We start from the raw sequence: 17,418 nt of genomic DNA, 5'->3' as shown, positions 1-17,418 counted from the left end.
AGGTGGTCCCCAGGACGGTAACCGTCCCTCTTGACAATGATCTCGCGGCATCCCTAGTCTAACGACGTTAGAACATCTAACGCCGTTAGAAACGAAGGTGAAGGCCATGATCTACCACATCAATCGCGTCAAGGTGAAGGCCGGCGCGACCCCGGAGCAGATCGAAGCGGGGCTGGAGAGCTGGCGCGACCTGGGCCGGTCGGTCCCCTCGGTGAAGTCGTTCATCGTCGGCCGTGACCACGGCGGCGACTTCCAGTACAGCGCGGTGTTCGCCGTCGAGGACCTCGACGGCCTCTTCGAGTTCCTCACGCACCCGGCGACCTACCGGACCGACCACCTCGGGCTGCACATGGCCGAGGACCTCCACATCTTCGACGTCAGCGACGACGACGATCCCGAACTGAACGCGAAGATCCAGGAGTTGCACCGGCGCCGCAACGAACTCAACCCCGAAGTGGCCGCGATGCTGGCCGACGTGCCCACCTACCAGGGCGCCGGCGTGTCCGACTGACCCTCTCCGGAACCGAAGGCCCAGCGCCGCAAGCCCCGGACCTCGCAGCGCTGGACCTTGACTCCGCTTCGTCCGGCCGCGCTCTTGATCCCTCGTAACGCCGCTCCGGCAACGGTCGCTCTCGACGGGGCGATCTCTTCTCAAAGGAAAAACCCATCATGGTTCAACACGTCATCATCGGGGCCGGCTCCATCGGCACGAACGTCGCGCGGCTGCTCGTCGAGCGCGGCGAGAAGGTCCGCATCGTCACGCGCAGCGGCTCGGGACCTGAGCACCCCCTGATCGAGCGGGTCGCCGCGGACGCCTCCGACACGGCCCGCTTGACCGAGCTGTCCCGTGGCGCGGAGGTGATCTACCACTGTGCGAACCCGCCCTCATACACCTCCTGGGAGCGTCAGCTGCCGCCCCTGCAGACCGCGGTGATCGAAGCAGCGAAGGCAAACGACGCGGTCCTGGCGCTCACCGGAAGCCTCTACGCGTACGGCAAGCAACCCGGCGGCCGGATGAACGAGCACACCCCGATGGCCGCCACCGGACACAAAGGCCGCCTGCGCAAGCGCCTGTGGGAGCAGGCGAAGAACGCCGGCATCCGCACCTTCGAGGCCCGCGGTTCCGACTACATCGGCAAGGACGCGGCAGGCATCTACTCCGTGCTCATCGCCCCGGCCATGGAAAAGGGCCGCGCCGCCGTCATCACCGGGCACCTGGACATGCCGCACACCTTCACCTACAACGGCGACATGGCCAAAGCACTGGTCACGCTCGCCCGGGACGAACGGGCGTGGGGCCGAGCGTGGCACGTGCCGTCCCCGCCGGCCATCACCATCCGCGAGTTCGCGCAGCGCTGTGCCGCCGCCGCGGGCAAGCCCCCGATCAAGCTGATCCAGCTACCGCGCTTCGTCATGCGCGTGACCGGGCGGTTCGTGCCGATGGCCCGCGAGATGGCCGAGATGGACTACCAGTGGTACGCCCCGTTCCATATGGACGCGACCGAGACGGCCCAGACCTTCGGCCTGACCGCCACGGACCTCGACTTCGCCATCCGTGCCCAGGTCGGTGCGGTCACGGTCTAGACGATGGATGCGGTGAAGATCATGTGAAGTCGGGCCGGTGTCCGGACGTGAGAGGAGGGTGTTCAAGATCAATGTGACGAAAGAACTGGTCACCCTCGTGACCGCACTTACGTGCTGACCGATTACCACGTTGTCCCGCCCCGCACCGGGCGTGGCCACCGCCCCGATCTCACCGACAGTGAACTGATGCCGGCACCGTGGCCGTGTCGCCCTCGACCCTCTCGTGTGGACAGTCGCAGCTCGATCCCCAGCCACGACACCAGGTCCCGATACCCCAGACCAGCGCCCACATCCCGACGCCGAGCCTCGGCCAGCAGCGACAACAAGCAGGCATCCCGTCGCCACTGCTCCTCCCTTGTTGTCGGCTGAGTCAGACCCTGCCCCGGCACCTCGGCACGGAGAACCGGCCCCGCCCCAAGACCTTCGGGTGACCTGCCTCACTTCTGTCACAACGAAGGGGTGGGCGGTGTCTTGAGGTCAAACACTTCGAATCGGAGGAGAGGCTCGTGAACATCGCACTGTGGATCGCCGCCGGACTGCTCGCCGTGGTCGCCCTGAGCAGCGGCATCACCAAGAGCTTCTTGCCCAAGGAAAAACTGGGCGCGGCCCGCGGCGCGGAATGGATCGCGGGTGTCAGCAGCGGTTTCCTCAGGACGCTCGGGGTCCTGGAACTCCTGGCCGCGGCGGGCCTGGTCCTCCCCGCCGTGGTCGGCATCGCACCGGTTCTGGTTCCGGTGACCGCCGTCTGCTGGATCCTGCTTATGATCGGCGCGATGGTCACCCATGGCCGCCTCGGCCAGTTCAACCTCGTGGCGGTGAACCTGGTCTATGTCGTTCTTGCGGTGTTCGTCGCCTGGGGCCGCTTCGCCTTCGCGCCGTTCTCCGCCTGACGCGACGCGATGAAGGAGAGGGCAGGGAGTTGAGCGAGCACACCACCGACCAGGCGACCGAGGCTTTTGTCGCTCACCGGAACCTGCTCTTCACCGTCGCCTACGAGATGCTCGGATCGGCGGCCGACGCCGAAGACGTCCTTCAGGAAACCTGGCTGCGGTGGGTCGAGGTCGACCTGGGGCAGGTACGCGACCAGCGCGCCTACCTGGTCCGTATCACGACCAGGCAGTCTCTGAACCGGTTGCGCGCCATGACGCGCCGCAAGGAGGCGTACGTCGGTCCCTGGCTGCCCGAGCCGCTGCTCACCACCCCCGATGTGGCCGAGGACGCCGAACTCGCCGAGAGCGTGTCGATGGCGATGATGCTCGTTCTCGAGACGCTGTCGCCGACCGAGCGCGCCGTGTTCGTGCTGCGCGAGGTCTTCGATGTCGGCTACGACGAGATCGCGGCCGCCGTCGGCAAGACTCCGGCGGCCGTCCGCCAGATCGCGCACCGCGCCCGCAAGCACGTCGATGCCCGCCGCCCTCGCGAGACGGTCTCCGCGAGCCAGACCCGGGCGGTTGTGGAGTCGTTCCGGCGCGCGCTCGAAACCAGGGACCTGCAGGGCCTTCTGGACGTGCTCGCCCCCGATGTCGTCCTGGTGAGCGACGGCGGCGGGGTCAAGCAGGCCGCGTTGCGACCGGTCGTCGGTGCCGGGAAGCTGGTCCGCTACATCCTGGGCGGTCTCGCCAAGGCCGATGTCGGGTTCACCACCGCCTCGACCGTGGTCAACGGCAACCCGGCACTCGTCGTCCTTGTGGACGGCGAGGTCGACGGGGTCATGGCGACCCGGGTCGACCGCTCCGGCATCACCGGCCTGTACTACGTCCGCAACCCGGGGAAACTGACCCGTTTCGGAGCCGAGGTCCCGCTGACCCTGCAATGACCCCGGTGTCCGAAGTGGACAATAGCCTGAGTCGCACCAGGGGAACCCTGATCGAAGTTCGGGGTCGGCCGGGGGATTTCTCCGGATGCCGGGGCGCCACCGGGACGCCAGGCTCTGGGCATGAAACCGACTTCGATCGCCCTGCTGGCCGCACCGGTGCTGTTCGCCGTCTACGGGGTGGTGCGCCTGATCGGGCGCAGCGACGGTCACTACGGCCCGGGTCTCGACTGGCAGGCCGCACACCTTTCCTTCCTCGCCGGGCTGGTCCTGCTGGGGGTGGGCTTGGCGGGCATGGTGCGGCAACTGCCCGCCACCGGTCCCCGCAGGCTGTGGACCGCCCTCGCCTCGATCGGGCTGGTCACGTCGGTCGTGCAGATCGGTGTGGACATCGTCGCGGGCCTGCTGGCCACGGACCACGCGAACCTGTCCGAGATCACCGGCCGGTTCACCCATCTGCCCGGTGCGGAACCGGTGTTCTACCAAGCGGGGCCGCCCTTGCTCTACATCGGTCTGACCGCGTTGTCGGTGCTGCTGGCCCGGCGGGGCCGCATGGCTTGGTGGAACCCCGTGCTGATCGGCGTGGGCTCGATCCTGCCGATGGCGTCGCTCAACCTGCTCCCGCTGTCCGGTGCGTTGCTGCTGGCGGGCCTGGCCCCGTTGGCGCTGCGCAAAACCGAAGCGGGGGCGGCAGCCGCCGTCTGACCGGCCTGCGCGTGGACCGGCGCCGACAGGGGGGCGCCGGTCCACGCCGGGATCAGGAAGCCGGGAGGAAGCCCCACAGCATGCCGAGGCGCCAGGCCGCGCACAGGTTCACGTCGAGCAGATAGGCGCCCGCCTGGCCGCACTGGCCGGCGGCGGTCCCGGGATCGATCGGCTGGCCGTGGCCCATCCCGGTGATCGCATAGGTCTCCACGGCGATCCCGCCCGACGCGTCGCGGTAGACGGCGTGCGGGTAGCCCGCGACCGTGTCGGTGGCGGACGGGGTGGTGGGCAGCCCGTGCACGGCCGTCCACTGCTCGGCAAGCTCCCGTTCGTTCGCCGGGGCCACCGTGTAGTCGGCGGTGCCCTGCCAGATGCTCACGCTCGGCCAGGGACCCTGGTACGAGGAGGCCGCGAACACCTTCGCCGCCCACTGTGCGGGGGTGAGGTCCTGGCCCGGGTACATGCAGCCGTAGGCCTGCAACGCCGTGGTCGCGCAGCCGTAGGGGATCCCGGCGATGATCCCGCCGCCGGCGAACAGGTCGGGGTAGGTGGCCAGCAGTGCCGCCGTCATTCCGCCGCCCGCCGACAGCCCGGTCACGTACACCCGTGCCGCGTCGGCGCCCGAATCGGCGATCGCCCAGCGGACCATCTGCGCGATCGACTCCACCTCGCCCTGACCGCGGGTCACGTCCGAGGACTGGAACCAGTTGAAGCACTGGCTGAAATTGTTCGCCGAGGTCTGCTGGGGCAGCACCAGGGTGAAGGCGCCCTGGTCCGCGAGCCGCACCCAGCCCGAGCCCTGCCCGTAACCGGTGGCGTCCTGCGTACAACCGTGCAGCGCCACCACGACCGGCCGCCCCTGCGGCAGCCCGTCCGGCCGGTACTCGAACATCTGGAGCGCGCCGGGATTGCCGCCGAATCCCGTGATCTGCCGGATCGCGGCCGCCTGCGACGGGGGACCGCCCAGCAGTATCGCGATCGTGAAGGCCAGGAACAACACCAGGAACCGGCGCACGCCGATCACCTCCCTGTGACCGAATTTCCCGTCAGGGTAGGACTCGGCCGGAGGTTTTCACGACGGTGCCGATCCCCACAGCCCGCCGCGGCCGTGTGTCGGGAGGTACCACCCCGCGTCGGCGCTCAGGGGCTTTCCGGCACCATTTTGATCGCGCCCGACGGGCATTCGGACACGCACATTCCGCAGCCCTTGCAGTAGTCCAGATCGATGGCGTACCCGTTGACATTGGCGTTCGGCGCGTCGCTGAGCTTCAGTACCGCGTTGTCGGGACAGACGGCGTAACAGTTGTCGCAGGCGAAGCAGTTTCCGCAGGACAGGCACCGGCGTGCCTCGTAGAGCGCGGTCGAGGCGTCGAGCCCGTGCACGGTCTCCTCGAAGGTGGACCGGCGTCGCGCCAGTTCCAGGTGCCGCCGGTGCGAGCGTGGCGCTTCGGCGTAGTACCAGGTGTTCAGCATGTCGAAGGTGGCCATTTCGTGCCGGGCCGGTGCCTGCGCCCGGCCTCCGCGCAGCCAGCCGTCGATCTGGCGGGCGGCCCGTTTCCCGTGCCCGATGCCCACCGTGACGGTCCGCTGCGAGGGCACCACGTCGCCTCCCGCGAAGAGACCGGGACGACCGGTCATCATGTCCGGGCCGACCTTCACCACCCCGCGGTCCACCTCGACCCCGGGGACGCCCTCGACCAGCGAGAGATCGGTTTCCTGGCCCAGGGCCAGGATCAGCGAGTCCGCCGCGAGCCGCTCGTACTCGCCCGTCGGCCGGGGGAATCCGGTCTCGTCCAGTTCCATCCGCTCCAGCAGGAGCTCACCCTCGTCCGCGTGCTTGACGGTGGCCAGCCACTTCATCAGCACGCCCTCCTCCTCGGCCTCGGTGACCTCCTCGTCGTGCGCGGGCATCCGGTCGCGGGTGCGGCGGTAGACGATGGTCGCGTCGGTGGCGCCGAGGCGTTTGGCGGTGCGGGCCGCGTCCATCGCGGTGTTGCCGCCGCCGTAGACCACGACGCGACGCCCCAGCAGTGGCCGCTCACCCACCTCCAGGCCGTGCAGCAGGGACACCGCGTCGATGACGCGGGCGGCTTCCCCGGCCGGGATGTCGGCGTGGCGCCCGACCTGGGCGCCCACCGCGAGGAAGGCCGCGTCGAAGCCGCCGCTCTCCTGCTCCGCCACGACGTCGGTGACCTTGTGGCCGAGTTCCAGCGTGACGCCGAGGGCCAGGATCCGGTTCACCTCCGCGTCGAGAACCTCTCGCGATAGCCGGTATTTCGGGATGCCGAACCGCATCATCCCGCCGGCGAGAGGAGCGGCGTCGCGGATCGTGACCTCGTGGCCGAGCCGCGCGAGGTGGTAGGCCGCCGACAAGCCGGTCGGCCCGGCACCGACGATCAGCACGCGGTTGCCGGTGCGTTCGGCGGGCGGGTCGAAGGCCCAGCCCTGTTCGATCGCATGATCACCGAGGAACCGCTCGACCGAGTTGATGCCCACCGCCTCGTCGAGCTGAGCGCGGTTGCACGCGGTCTCGCACGGGTGGTAGCAGACGCGGCCCATGATCGCGGGGAACGGGTTCTCCTCCACCAGTTTCCGCCACGCGCGCTCGTAGCCCGCGCCGCCCTCTTCCGCCTGGTAGAGCCAGGACTGGATGTTCTCGCCCGCCGGGCAGGCGTCGTTGCACGGCGGCATCCGGTCGACGTGGACCGCGCGTTCGGTGCGCCAGGTGCCCGTCTTGTTGGCCAGGCTGGACCCGACGTCGAGGGTGATCGCGAACGGCTTGTCCATCACTGTGCTCCGTGGTGGGTTTCGGCCAGCATGCGCATGAGGTTGCTTTCCTCCTCGGTCCGGCCCGCGGCTTCGGGCTGGCCCTGGGGCAGATCGGCGGCGTCGGTGGCGCTGCCGGGCAGCTCACCGCCCTCCTCCGCCGAGGCGAGCAGCCCGAATCGCCGGATGTTGCGGTCCGCGATCTCCTGCAACCGGACGATCACGTCGTCACGGCGCTGCGGGCCGAACAGGTGCGCGTAGCGGCGCTGCAGCTTCAGGTACTCCTCGACCGGCACCGGGCGGCGGATCTTCGACACCCCGACCACCTCGCCGTGCTCGGCCTCGAACACCGGGAACAGCCCGGTTTCCTTGACCAGGCGCGCGATCCGGATGGTGTCCCGCGACGCCGAGCCCCAGCCGAGCGGGCAGGGCACGAACACGTGCAGGTAGCGCGCCCCGCGGAACCGCATGGCACGCTCCACTTTGTACTCCAGATCACGCAGCTCGGCGACGGTCGCGGTGGCCACGTACGGGATCTCGTGCGCCATGGCGATCAGCGGCACGTTCTTGCCCTGGCCGAACTCGGTACCGGGGGAGCCGCCGAGCGGTTTGGTGGTGGCGGTGCGGGCGGCGGGCGGGGTGGCGCCGGAACGCTGGACCCCGGTGTTCATGTAGGCCTCGTTGTCGTAGCAGATGTAGAGCACGTCGTCGTTGCGCTCGAACATGCCCGACAGGCAGGCGAAACCGATGTCGACGGTGCCGCCGTCGCCCCCCTGGCCGATGACGCGGATGTCTTCGCGTCCCTGCACCTTCAACGCGGCAGCCACGCCCGTGGCCACCGCTGGGGCGTTGCCGAACAACGAGTGGATCCACGGCAGCCGCCACGACGATTCGGGGAAGGGCGTGGAGAACACTTCGAGGCAGCCGGTCGCGTTGGTGGCGATCAGCTTCCCGTCCGTGGCCCGCATCGCGGCGTCGAGCGCGTACCGGGCGCCGAGTGCCTCGCCGCAGCCCTGGCAGGCCCGGTGTCCCGAGGTCAGCGTGTTGGAACGGCCCACCCGCGCCTGCACGGTGCGCTGGCCGGGATCGAGCAGGCGGTTGCCCGCCACGTAGGTGCCCGCCTGGTAGAGCTTGACTTCCTGGTACGGCATGGCGCTTTCCTTCCCGCTGCCCGCCACGGATCAGCGCGGTATCAGCGCGCCCACGATGCCGAGGTCGCGCAGCATGTTCTCCGCGTGCGGACCCGAGCGTCCTTCGCGGGCGAGCTCCCGGGCCACGAGTTCGGTGTTGAGGTCGAGGAAATGCAGCCTGCCCGCGGTGAGCCGGCCGGCGAGCGCCTCCTCGAACAGGGCGCGCAGGGACTGTTTCGTGATGGCCCGCCCGCCCAGCCCGGCGACCACGTCGAACACCTGGCAGGTCATGCCGGACAGCGCGAGACGCACGTTCTGCCCGACGATCCCGCCCGCACCGACGGCGAAGGCCTTCTCCACCACCACGATCCGTTCGGCGTGGCCGAGTGCCTCGCGGACCGCGTCCAGCGGGTACGGGCGGAAGCACTTGATCGCGAGGGCGCCGATCTTCACGCCCCGGTCGCGGAACTCGTCGACGACGTCTTCGATGGTGCCGAGCACCGAGCCGAGCGCCACCACGACCGTTTCCGCGTCCTCCGTGCGGTAGGTGCGCACGAGCCCGCCGCTGGTGCGGCCGAACGCCGAGGAGAATTCGCCCGCGATGCGGGGAATCGCGTCGAGCGCGCGCATCTGCTTGGCGTGCATCAGGTATTTCACTTCGGTGAACGCCTCGGGCCCCACCAGTGCGCCGATGGTCACCGGATCGGCCGGATCGAGCACCTGCCGCGGGGCGAACGGGGGCAGGAAATCGTCCACTTCGGCCTGTCCGGGCACGTCGACCTCTTCGTAGGCGTGGGTGAGGATGAAGCCGTCCATGCACACCATCACCGGCAGCGAAAGCTCCTCCGCCAGCCGGTAGGCCTGGATGTGCAGGTCCAGCGCCTCCTGGTTGGACTCGGCGTAGAGCTGGATCCAGCCGGAGTCGCGCTGCGACATCGCGTCGGAATGGTCGTTCCAGATGTTGATCGGCGCGCCGATGGCGCGGTTGGCCACGGTCATCACGATGGGCAGGCCCAGCCCGGAGGCGTTGTAGAGCGCTTCGACCATGTACAGCAGACCCTGACTGGCCGTTGCGGTGTAGGCGCGGGTCCCGGCGGCGCAGGCGCCGATCGCGACCGACATCGCCGCGAACTCCGATTCCACGGAGACGAATTCGCACGGGGTGAGCGCGCCGGTGCGGACCAGATCGGACAGGTGCTCGACGATGTGGGTCTGCGGTGAGATCGGATAGGCGCAGATCACCCCGGGGCGGCAGCGCGCCACCGCCTCGGCGACGGCCTGCGAGCCTTCCTTCTGGTCAAGCATGAAGCGGTGCCTCCGTCCTGGCGCGCACGTATTCGTGGGCCGCCGCCGCTCCGGCGGCGTTGCGCTCCCCGATGGGGCCGTCGAAACGACGGCGGATCGCGGTGGTGACCGATTCCAGCGACACCACGCCGGTGAACGCCGCGAACGCGCCGAGCAGCACCGCGTTGGGCAGCGGGCGTCCGAGGTGTTCCCGGGCGAGGTCGGTGGCGGGCACGTTCAGCACCCGTTCCCGCCCGATCCGGGCCGTCAGCTCGGACAGGCCGAGCTCCTCCGGGCTCCGGGCCGAATTGATCAGGACGCTGCCGTGCTCGCCGAGCCCCTCGAACACGGCGACCTGGTGCAGCAGGGTCGGGTCCTGGATGACCAGGGCGTCGGGCTGGGAGATCGGTTCCCTCGACCGGATGGCGCGGTCGTCGATGCGGCAGAACGACACCACCGGCGCCCCGCTGCGCTCCGAGCTGAAACTCGGGAACGCCTGTGCGTGCCGGCCTTCGAGGAAGGCGGCGAGCGAGAGGAGCTCCGCCGCGGTGACCGCGCCCTGGCCGCCCCTTCCGTGGAACCGGACCTGGAACATCGCTGGTCAGCCCCCTTTCCGTCGTTGGTGAAACCCTACGTCCCCACCCGTGGACCGGCAGGGCGAAGACCGTGACGGGTGGCGGTGCCGGATCGGCGGCCGCCCGGTTTTGTCGGTGGGTGCTGTCATGCTCCGCGGCGTCTCCTTCGAACACTTCGAACCCGGAAAGGGCAGGGTCGAACCCGTCATGACGTTGAGCACCGAGCAGGTCCTCGCGCTGGCGCCCGACGCCGCCTCGGCCAAGGCCGGGCGGGGGCAGGCTTCGGCGGCGAAGTGGCCGGTGTCCGGCTGCTCGGAGCGCGCGGTGTGGGGCGAGTGCCAGGGCAGCGGCAAGAAGCCGTACCAGGTGTGCGTCGAGTTCGCCGGGCCCGCGTTCCGCTGTTCCTGCCCGAGCCGGAAGTTTCCCTGCAAACACGCGCTGGGGCTGCTGCTGCGGTGGTCGGCGGGCGAACTCGTTTCGGCCGGGGAACCGGACTGGGCGGGCACCTGGCTGGCTGAGCGGGCCGCCCGCGCCGAGCGGGCGGCGGTGCGGGCGGCCGAGCCCGCGAAGCGGGGTGACCCGCTGGCCGCGCAGCGGCGCCGGGACCGCCGCGACGAGCGGGTCTCCGCCGGGGCCGCCGAGCTCACCGGATGGCTGGCGGACCTGATCCGGGAGGGCCTGGCCGGGCTGCCCCGGTCGGGCACCGCGCCACTGGAGTCGGCGGCGGCGCGGATGGTGGACGCGCAGGCGCCGGGACTGGCCGAACGCGTGCGCCGCGCGGCGCGGCTGGCGGGGCGGGGCCGGGACTGGCCGGACCGGTTGCTGGAGGAGCTTTCCCTGACCTGCCTGCTGGCCGGTGCGCAGGCGCGGCTGGCCGAACTGCCCCCGCCGCTGGCCGCCACGGTGCGGGCACGCCTTGGCTATCCGACCGAGACCGCCGAGGTGCTCACGAACGGCGAGCGCAGTACCGATACCTGGCTGGTGCTGGGTTTCCGCGACGAGCCGGGCGAGAAGGTGGCGGGCAGGACGGTGTGGTTGCGCGGCACGGAAAGCGGCCGGACCACGATGGTGTTGTCCTTCGCGACGCCCGGCCGCCCGCTGGACGCCTCGCTGTGGCCGGGCACGCTGGTGCCCGCCACGCTCGCGCGGTATCCGGGGGCGGGCGCGCAGCGGGTGGTCGTCGCCGAGCGCGACGAGGCCACGGCGTCGCCCCGGCCCGAGGGCGAACCGGTTGCGGCCGCGCTCGCGCGGTACGGCGCGGTGCTGGCAGAGGACCCGTGGGTGGACCGCTGGCCGGTGCTCCTGGCCGGGGTCGTGCCGGTCGCCACGCAGGACGGCTGGGTGCTCTCGGATTCCGCTGGCGCGCTGCCGCTGCACGCCTCGGCCGACCCCTGGCCGCTGGTGGCGGTTTCGGGGGGACGGCCGCTGACGGTGGCGGCGGAGTGGTCCCCGGCCGGGGCCCGGCCGATGTGCTGCTGGGACGGGGATCGGGCGGTGGTCCTGTGACCGGATGGGAGGGGCTGGTCAGCGCCGCTCTGCTGGGTACGCGGCGTCGTCCCGCCGAGCTGGCCGCGCTGCCCGCCGCGGTGGGGAAACTGGCCCGCGGTGAGGATCCGGCGCGGGAACTGCTGTCCGCGGCCGCCGCGCTGACCGTGTACCGGCGAGCCGGTGCCGTACCGCTGCCGGCCGTGGCGCCCCCGGCGCCGGCACCGGCGGACGAACGTCCGCTCGCCGGGCCCGCCGCGGTGCGCAGGCTCGACCGGCTGCTCGCCGGTGAACAGGGCGAGGTGCTGCCGGAATGGCTCCGCGCGGTGGCCGCGCGGGGGCTGCGGGTGCCACCGGAGCGCCTGCCCGCACTCGCCGGGCTGGCGCGGTCCCGGCCCTCGCTGCGGGACGCGGCGGCCGCCGCGTCCGGGCCCCGCGGCCCGTGGCTCGCCGCGCTGGTTCCGGAATGGGCGTTCCTGGCCGGCGCGGACACCGGGCCGGACGTGTGGCGCCTCGGTGCCCCGGCGGCGCGCCGGACCTGGCTGGCGGAGCTGCGCCGGTCCGATCCCGCCGCGGCACGGGAGGCGCTGGCGCGGGTCTGGGCCGCCGAGCCCGCCGCCCGGCGTGCCGAGTTCCTCGCCGTGCTGGCGGACGGGCTTTCCCCGGCGGACGAGGATTTTCTGGAGTCCGCTTTGGACGATCGGGCGGTGGACGTGCGGCGGCTCGCCGCCGATCTGCTGGCCCGGCTGCCCGGTTCGCGGCTGGCCGCCCGCATGGCGGAGCGGGCCGCCGCGCTCGTCACCGTCGAGGGGGACGCGCTGCGGCTGTCGCTGCCGGGTGAGTGCGACGGCCCGATGCTCCGGGACGGGGTGCGTGCCGAGGCGCCACGGGCCACCGGGCGGCGCGCCTGGTGGTTCCGGCAGATCGTGGCCGCCACGCCGCTGTCGTTCTGGTCCGCCTTCGCCTCCGGACCGGATGAACTGCTGCGCCGTCCGTTGGCCGGGGCGGCGGTCGCCGAGCCGTTCCGTGCGGGACTGGCCGAGGCGGCGGGCAGGCAGCGGGACCAGGAATGGGCACGCGCGCTGCTCGCCGCCAAGCCGCCGGTTCCGTCGAAGGCCGTCCCCGAGCTGATCGCCGTCCTGCCGCGGGGCGAATGGGCCGCCGCGCTGGCCGGACTGTGGGACCGGCGCGCTGGCGACGCGCTGAACGCGGCCGTCTGCGGCCTGCCCGCGCCGTGGCCCGCCGAAGTCGGGGACCTGGTGCTCGGCCGGCTCACCGCCCATGCCGCAGACGAGACCCTCGGCGTGCTCGCGGGCCAGGCCGCCCGCGCCGTGGGTGCGGGCTCGCTCACCCATCCAGGAATCCCGCGCCCGCCCGAGAAGGCCGCCCCCTGGTTCCCCCGCCTGATCACCACCCTGCGCTTCCGCCGCGAAATGTACGAGGAGTTGTCATGACCGAGACCGTGCTGCGCCCCTTCGCCGAGCAGGCGTACGCGCACGAGCTGGCCGCGCTGGCCGCCGACGACGATCGGGAGCGCCCGCCGTCGTGGCGGCTGTCGCCCTGGGCAGTGGTGCGCTACCTGCTCGGCGGCACCCTGCCGGACGGCACCGTGATCACCCCGAAGTACCTCGGGCCGCGGCGGCTGATCGAGGTGGCGGTGGCCACCCTCGCCACCGACCGCGCCCTGTTGCTGCTCGGCGTGCCGGGCACGGCGAAGACCTGGGTCTCGGAGCATCTCGCGGCGGCGATCAGCGGCGATTCCACCCTGGTCGTGCAGGGCACGGCGGGCACCGGCGAGGAGACCATCCGCTACGGCTGGAACTACGCGCGGCTGATCGCGGAGGGGCCGAGTGAGAAGGCGCTGGTGCCCGGCCCGGTGTACCGGGCGATGGCCGACGGCAAGGTGGCGCGCGTCGAGGAGCTGACCCGCGTACCGGCCGACGTGCAGGACAGCCTGATCACCATCCTGTCCGAGAAGACGCTGCCGGTGCCGGAGCTCGGCCTGCACGTCCAGGCCCGGCCGGGGTTCAGCGTGATCGCCACCGCCAACGACCGGGACAAGGGCGTCAACGAGCTGTCCAGCGCGCTGCGCCGCCGGTTCAACACGGTCGTGCTGCCACTGCCCGACTCGGTGGACGACGAGGTCGCCATCGTGGCGCGGCGGGTCGGCGAGCTGGGCCGGTCGCTGGCGCTGCCGGTGCCGGACGCCGGGCTGGCCGAGATCCGCCGGGTGGTCACCGTGTTCCGCGAGCTGAGAGCCGGCCGCACCGAGGACGGGCGCACCGCGGTGAAATCGCCGTCCGGCACGCTGTCCACGGCCGAGGCGATCAGCGTCGTCACCGGCGGGCTCGCGCTGGCGGCCCACTTCGGCGACGGCGTGCTGCGTCCGCACGACGTCGCGGCGGGGCTCCTTGGCGCGGTGGTGAAGGATCCGGTGGCCGACCGGGTGGTGTTCTCGGAGTACCTCGAGACGGTGGTGCGTGAGCGCGACGACTGGGCCGACTTCTACCGGGCCTGCAGGGAACTCGCGGGATGAGCGGCCGGACTGCGGCGGCGCCGCGGCCGGTGGTGGAGCTGCTCGGCATCCGCCACCACGGCCCCGGTTCGGCCCGTGCGGTGGCTGCCCGCCTGCGTGAGCTGCGGCCCGACGTGGTGCTGATCGAGGGGCCGCCGGAGGCGGAGGCGGTGCTCCCGGCGGCCGCCGATCCCGCGCTGCGGCCGCCGGTCGCACTGCTCGCCTACGCCACCGAAGATCCCTCGCGTGCTGCTTTCTGGCCGTTCGCGGTGTTCAGTCCCGAGTGGCAGGCGATCCGGTACGCCGTGGAGGCCGCGGTGCCGGTGTGGTTCTGCGACCTGCCCGCGGCGCACCAGCTCGCCTGCGAACCGGCCCAGCGGGCGGGCCTGTCCGCCGATCCGCTGGCCGGACTGGCCGCGGCGGGCGGTTACGACGATCCGGAACGCTGGTGGGACGAGATCGTCGAGCACCGGATCGAGGGCGCCTCGCCGTTCGAGGTGATCGCCGAGGCCATGCGGGCCCTGCGGGATCCGTCCACATCGGACGGTTCCGGTGCGGAGGAGCCGGCGCCGGAGCGGCTGTTCGAGGCGCGGCGCGAGGCCTACATGCGCACCGTGCTGCGCAAGGCGATGAAGGCCGGGTTCGGCACGATCGCGGTGGTCTGCGGGGCCTGGCACGTCCCGGCGCTGACCGGGCCCCTGCCCCCGGCCACCGCGGACCGCGCGCTGCTGCGCGAACTGCCGAAGCACAAGGTCGCCTGCACCTGGGTGCCGTGGACGCACGGCAGGCTGGCCCGTGCGGGCGGGTACGGCGCGGGGGTGAGCTCGCCGGGCTGGTACGACCACCTGTTCGGCACCACCGGGCAGGTGACCGCCCACTGGCTGACCCGGGTGGCGAGGGTGCTGCGGGAGGAGGACCTGCCGGTTTCCTCCGCACACGTGATCGAGGCGGTTCGCCTCGCCGAGGCGCTGGCCGCGCTGCGGGACCGGCCGCTGCCCGGTCTGGCCGAGGTCACCGAGGCGACCAGGTCGGTGCTCTGCGGCGGCAATGACGTGCTGCTCGACCTGGTGACCCGCCGCCTCGTGGTGGGGGAGCGGCTCGGCGAGGTGCCCGCCGGGGTGCCACAGTCGCCGCTGGTGGCCGATCTGCTCGCGATCGCCCGGCGGCTGCGCCTGAAACGGGACGCGTTGCACCGGGAACTGGAGCTCGACCTGCGCAAGGAGACTGACGCCGAGCGGTCGCGGTTGCTGCACCGGCTGGCCGTGCTCGGCGTGCCGTGGGGAGTGCCCGCGCCCGCGGCCCGCCGCGGCACGGGCTCCTTCCGGGAAAGCTGGTCGCTGTGCTGGCGCCCGGAGTTCGAGGTGGATCTCGTGGTGGCGGGCCGGCACGGCACGACGGTGCTCGCCGCGGCGACCGGTGTGGTGCGTCGGCAGGCGGCCGAGGCGAAGGCACTGGCGGAGGCCACCGGTGCGGTGGAGAGCTGCCTGGTGGCGGGGCTGCCCGGCGCCCTGCCCGAAGTACTGTCCGCTGTGGACACTTTGGCGGCCGGTGGCGCCGATGTGGCGCAGTTGATGGCGGCCCTGCCCGCGCTGGCCAGGGCAGGGCGGTACGGCGACGTCCGGGGGACCGACACCGCCGCCGTGCGCTCGGTCGCCGGGCATCTGCTCGCCAGGATCTGCGCGGGACTCACCACCGCCGCCCGCGGCCTGGACGACGACGCCACCGCCAGGCTGATCGAACTGGTGCAAGGGGTGCACGAGGCGTCCGGGCTGCTGCCCGGCGACGCGCGGGACCGCTGGCTCGACGCGGTGTCCCGGCTGGCCGGTCAGGACGGGCTGTCACCGCTGCTCGCCGGACGGCTGACCCGGCTCCTGCTGGACGCGGAGCGGCTGGCGGTGCCGGAGGTGGCGTTGCGGCTCGGCCGGGCGCTGACGCCGGGCGTCGAGCCGGAGCGGGCGGCCGGGTACGTGGAAGGCTTCTTCACGGGTGGCGCGGTCCTGCTGATCCATGACCTCCGGTTGCTCAGGCTGGTCGACGACTGGCTGTCGGCGATCCCGCCGGAGCGGTTCACCGAGGTGCTTCCGCTGCTGCGGCGCACGTTCGGCGCCTTCGCCGGGCCGGAACGCCGGACCATCGGGGAGCGGGCCGCTGGCCTGCGCAGCGGTGGCGGATCCGCCACCGCCGCCCCCGGCGGCCCCGCGGGCGGGCCGGGGGAGGACCCGATCGACGCCGTCCGGGCCGAGGCCGCGCTGCCGGTGGTCGCCGCGCTGCTGGGGGTACCGGGATGACCGCATGTTGTCGCTTGAGGACAGTTCCGGGACCGGGAGGGCAGGCATGATCGGGGAAGCGGAGCGGCTGCGCCGTTGGCGGCTGGTACTGGGCGGCGGCGCCGACGGTGCGGCCGACGGAACCGGCGTCGCACTGTCGGCCGCGGACGGCGCGCTCGACGGCGCGCTGGCCGCGCTCTACGACGCCGACGGTGGCGGGGACGGGGCCCGGCGTGGCGCCGGGCTCGGCGGTTCGGCACCGAAGGTGGCGCGCTGGCTGGGGGACATCCGCCGGTACTTCCCGAACACCGTCGTCCGGGTGCTGCAGCGGGACGCGCTGGACCGGCTCGGCCTGGAACGGATGCTGCTGGAGCCGGAACTGCTGGCCGCCGTCGAGCCGGACGTCCACCTGGTCGGCACGCTGCTGTCGCTCAACGCGGTGCTGCCGGAGCAGACCAGGCAGACGGCGCGCCAGGTGGTGCGCACCGTGGTCGAACGGCTGGAGGCGCGGCTGGGGGAGCGGATGCGGGCCGCGGTCACCGGGGCGCTGAACCGGGCCGCCCGGACGCGGCGGCCGCGCCACGGCGACATCGACTGGGACCGCACGATCCGGGCGAACCTGCGGCACTACTCGCCGGAACTGGGCACGATCATCCCGGAGCGGGTGATCGGGTACGGGCGGCGGCAGCGGCAGGTGCAGCGCGAGATCGTGCTCGCCATCGACCAGTCCGGTTCGATGGCGGAGTCGGTGGTCTACGCCGGGTTGTTCGGCGCGGTGCTGGCCTCGATGCGCACGCTGCGGACGCGGCTGGTCGCCTTCGACACCGCGGTGGTGGACCTCAGCGACCGGCTCGACGATCCGGTGGAGGTGCTGTTCGGCACGCAGCTGGGCGGGGGCACGGACATCAACCGGGCGCTGGCCTACTGCCAGTCCCAGATCACCAGGCCGTCGGAAACCGTGCTGGTGCTGATCAGCGATCTGTACGAGGGCGGGGTCCGCGAGCAGTTGCTGAGCCGGGCCCGTGCGCTGGTCGAGTCCGGGGTGCAGGTGGTGGCGCTGCTCGCGCTGTCCGACTCCGGCGCGCCCGCCTACGACCACGACAACGCCGCCGCACTGCACGCGCTCGGGGTGCCAGCCTTCGCCTGCACCCCGGACCTGTTCCCGGACCTGATGGCGGCGGCCATCCTCCGCCGCGATCTGAACCACTGGGTGTCGGCGCACGTCGAGTCCTCCTGACCGCGACGGAGCTTTACAAAAAACTCCTTCTTGTCAAAGTCTCTTTACAGTGTCTAT

Annotated in this window: 15 protein-coding genes and 1 pseudogene; 11 read left to right on the top strand and 5 right to left on the bottom strand. The window is 72.0% G+C overall.

The window, feature by feature from the left end:
• Positions 1 to 106 precede the first annotated feature (106 nt).
• The 6 genes and pseudogenes from ORV05_RS27150 (at position 107) to ORV05_RS27130 (ending at position 4,102) form a co-directional block, all read left to right on the top strand.
• Positions 107 to 511 carry a Dabb family protein gene (locus ORV05_RS27150; protein WP_268754835.1) on the top strand — a complete coding sequence of 135 codons (405 nt, stop codon included), beginning with the start codon at positions 107 to 109 and terminating at the stop codon, positions 509 to 511.
• 158 nt (positions 512 to 669) lie between these two features.
• The gene (locus ORV05_RS27145) at positions 670 to 1,584 is read left to right on the top strand and encodes an NAD-dependent epimerase/dehydratase family protein (protein ID WP_268754834.1); all 915 of its coding nucleotides are present in this window, start codon (positions 670 to 672) and stop codon (positions 1,582 to 1,584) included.
• 73 nt (positions 1,585 to 1,657) lie between these two features.
• Positions 1,658 to 1,773: pseudogene (locus tag ORV05_RS36590) on the top strand (IS982 family transposase); the annotation flags it as partial.
• A 317-nt stretch (positions 1,774 to 2,090) separates the two neighbouring features.
• On the top strand, positions 2,091 to 2,474 hold the full coding sequence (locus ORV05_RS27140; RefSeq protein ID WP_268754833.1) for a DoxX family protein: 384 nt from the start codon (positions 2,091 to 2,093) through the stop codon (positions 2,472 to 2,474).
• 29 nt (positions 2,475 to 2,503) lie between these two features.
• Entirely contained in the window at positions 2,504 to 3,400 is an 897-nt protein-coding gene (locus ORV05_RS27135) for an RNA polymerase sigma-70 factor (protein WP_268754832.1), read from the top strand.
• Between the two features lie 120 nt (positions 3,401 to 3,520).
• Positions 3,521 to 4,102, top strand: a complete 582-nt coding sequence (locus ORV05_RS27130; RefSeq protein ID WP_268754831.1) for a hypothetical protein — start codon at positions 3,521 to 3,523, stop codon at positions 4,100 to 4,102.
• Between the two features lie 52 nt (positions 4,103 to 4,154).
• Here ORV05_RS27130 and ORV05_RS27125 read toward each other — a convergent pair whose 3' ends face one another.
• The 5 genes from ORV05_RS27125 to ORV05_RS27105 all read right to left on the bottom strand — a co-directional run bounded on the left by ORV05_RS27125 (position 4,155) and on the right by ORV05_RS27105 (position 9,877).
• On the bottom strand, positions 4,155 to 5,117 hold the full coding sequence (locus tag ORV05_RS27125) for an extracellular catalytic domain type 1 short-chain-length polyhydroxyalkanoate depolymerase (RefSeq protein ID WP_268754830.1): 963 nt from the start codon (positions 5,115 to 5,117) through the stop codon (positions 4,155 to 4,157).
• A 125-nt stretch (positions 5,118 to 5,242) separates the two neighbouring features.
• A complete protein-coding gene (locus tag ORV05_RS27120) occupies positions 5,243 to 6,889 on the bottom strand; it encodes an NAD(P)-binding protein (protein ID WP_268754829.1) in 1,647 nt (548 codons plus the stop codon).
• Positions 6,889 to 8,019, bottom strand: a complete 1,131-nt coding sequence (locus ORV05_RS27115; protein WP_268754828.1) for a thiamine pyrophosphate-dependent enzyme — start codon at positions 8,017 to 8,019, stop codon at positions 6,889 to 6,891. Before ORV05_RS27115 ends, ORV05_RS27120 begins: the two co-directional genes overlap by 1 nt.
• Before the next feature lie 30 nt (positions 8,020 to 8,049).
• Complete coding sequence (locus tag ORV05_RS27110; RefSeq protein ID WP_268754827.1) at positions 8,050 to 9,303, bottom strand: hypothetical protein; 1,254 nt, start codon at positions 9,301 to 9,303, stop codon at positions 8,050 to 8,052.
• Positions 9,296 to 9,877 carry a 2-oxoacid:acceptor oxidoreductase family protein gene (locus tag ORV05_RS27105; protein ID WP_268754826.1) on the bottom strand — a complete coding sequence of 194 codons (582 nt, stop codon included), beginning with the start codon at positions 9,875 to 9,877 and terminating at the stop codon, positions 9,296 to 9,298. The genes ORV05_RS27110 and ORV05_RS27105 overlap by 8 nt, the downstream gene beginning before the upstream one ends.
• A gap of 127 nt (positions 9,878 to 10,004) precedes the next feature.
• On the opposite strand from ORV05_RS27105, the gene ORV05_RS27100 reads away from it, so the two are divergent.
• The 5 genes from ORV05_RS27100 to ORV05_RS27080 are packed head-to-tail and all read left to right on the top strand — an operon-like array spanning position 10,005 to position 17,361.
• Positions 10,005 to 11,363, top strand: coding sequence for an SWIM zinc finger family protein (locus ORV05_RS27100; protein ID WP_268754825.1), 1,359 nt, complete (start codon positions 10,005 to 10,007; stop codon positions 11,361 to 11,363).
• On the top strand, positions 11,360 to 12,796 hold the full coding sequence (locus ORV05_RS27095; RefSeq protein WP_268754824.1) for a DUF5691 domain-containing protein: 1,437 nt from the start codon (positions 11,360 to 11,362) through the stop codon (positions 12,794 to 12,796). Before ORV05_RS27100 ends, ORV05_RS27095 begins: the two co-directional genes overlap by 4 nt.
• Positions 12,793 to 13,878, top strand: a complete 1,086-nt coding sequence (locus ORV05_RS27090; protein ID WP_268754823.1) for an ATP-binding protein — start codon at positions 12,793 to 12,795, stop codon at positions 13,876 to 13,878. The genes ORV05_RS27095 and ORV05_RS27090 overlap by 4 nt, the downstream gene beginning before the upstream one ends.
• A complete protein-coding gene (locus ORV05_RS27085; protein WP_268754822.1) occupies positions 13,875 to 16,145 on the top strand; it encodes a DUF5682 family protein in 2,271 nt (756 codons plus the stop codon). Before ORV05_RS27090 ends, ORV05_RS27085 begins: the two co-directional genes overlap by 4 nt.
• A 46-nt stretch (positions 16,146 to 16,191) precedes the next feature.
• Complete coding sequence (locus tag ORV05_RS27080) at positions 16,192 to 17,361, top strand: VWA domain-containing protein (RefSeq protein ID WP_268754821.1); 1,170 nt, start codon at positions 16,192 to 16,194, stop codon at positions 17,359 to 17,361.
• Positions 17,362 to 17,418: the final 57 nt, after the last annotated feature.

This window comes from Amycolatopsis cynarae (assembly GCF_026802195.1).
Taxonomy (GTDB): Bacteria; Actinomycetota; Actinomycetes; order Mycobacteriales; family Pseudonocardiaceae; genus Amycolatopsis_E; species Amycolatopsis_E rhizosphaerae.
Note: the sequence above shows the minus strand (reverse complement) of the source record. Positions and strands in the feature narration are given on the sequence as shown.

Bases quoted from the DNA above. Each gene is read 5' to 3' on its own strand.
- ORV05_RS27150 (WP_268754835.1), top strand. From the start codon at position 107: ATGATCTACCACATCAATCGCGTCAAGGTGAAGGCCGGCGCGACCCCG.
- ORV05_RS27145 (WP_268754834.1), top strand. From the start codon at position 670: ATGGTTCAACACGTCATCATCGGGGCCGGCTCCATCGGCACGAACGTC.
- ORV05_RS27130 (WP_268754831.1), top strand. From the start codon at position 3,521: ATGAAACCGACTTCGATCGCCCTGCTGGCCGCACCGGTGCTGTTCGCC.
- ORV05_RS27120 (WP_268754829.1), bottom strand. From the start codon at position 6,889: ATGGACAAGCCGTTCGCGATCACCCTCGACGTCGGGTCCAGCCTGGCC.
- ORV05_RS27115 (WP_268754828.1), bottom strand. From the start codon at position 8,019: ATGCCGTACCAGGAAGTCAAGCTCTACCAGGCGGGCACCTACGTGGCG.
- ORV05_RS27110 (WP_268754827.1), bottom strand. From the start codon at position 9,303: ATGCTTGACCAGAAGGAAGGCTCGCAGGCCGTCGCCGAGGCGGTGGCG.
- ORV05_RS27105 (WP_268754826.1), bottom strand. From the start codon at position 9,877: ATGTTCCAGGTCCGGTTCCACGGAAGGGGCGGCCAGGGCGCGGTCACC.
- ORV05_RS27100 (WP_268754825.1), top strand. From the start codon at position 10,005: ATGCTCCGCGGCGTCTCCTTCGAACACTTCGAACCCGGAAAGGGCAGG.
- ORV05_RS27090 (WP_268754823.1), top strand. From the start codon at position 12,793: ATGACCGAGACCGTGCTGCGCCCCTTCGCCGAGCAGGCGTACGCGCAC.
- ORV05_RS27085 (WP_268754822.1), top strand. From the start codon at position 13,875: ATGAGCGGCCGGACTGCGGCGGCGCCGCGGCCGGTGGTGGAGCTGCTC.
- ORV05_RS27080 (WP_268754821.1), top strand. From the start codon at position 16,192: ATGATCGGGGAAGCGGAGCGGCTGCGCCGTTGGCGGCTGGTACTGGGC.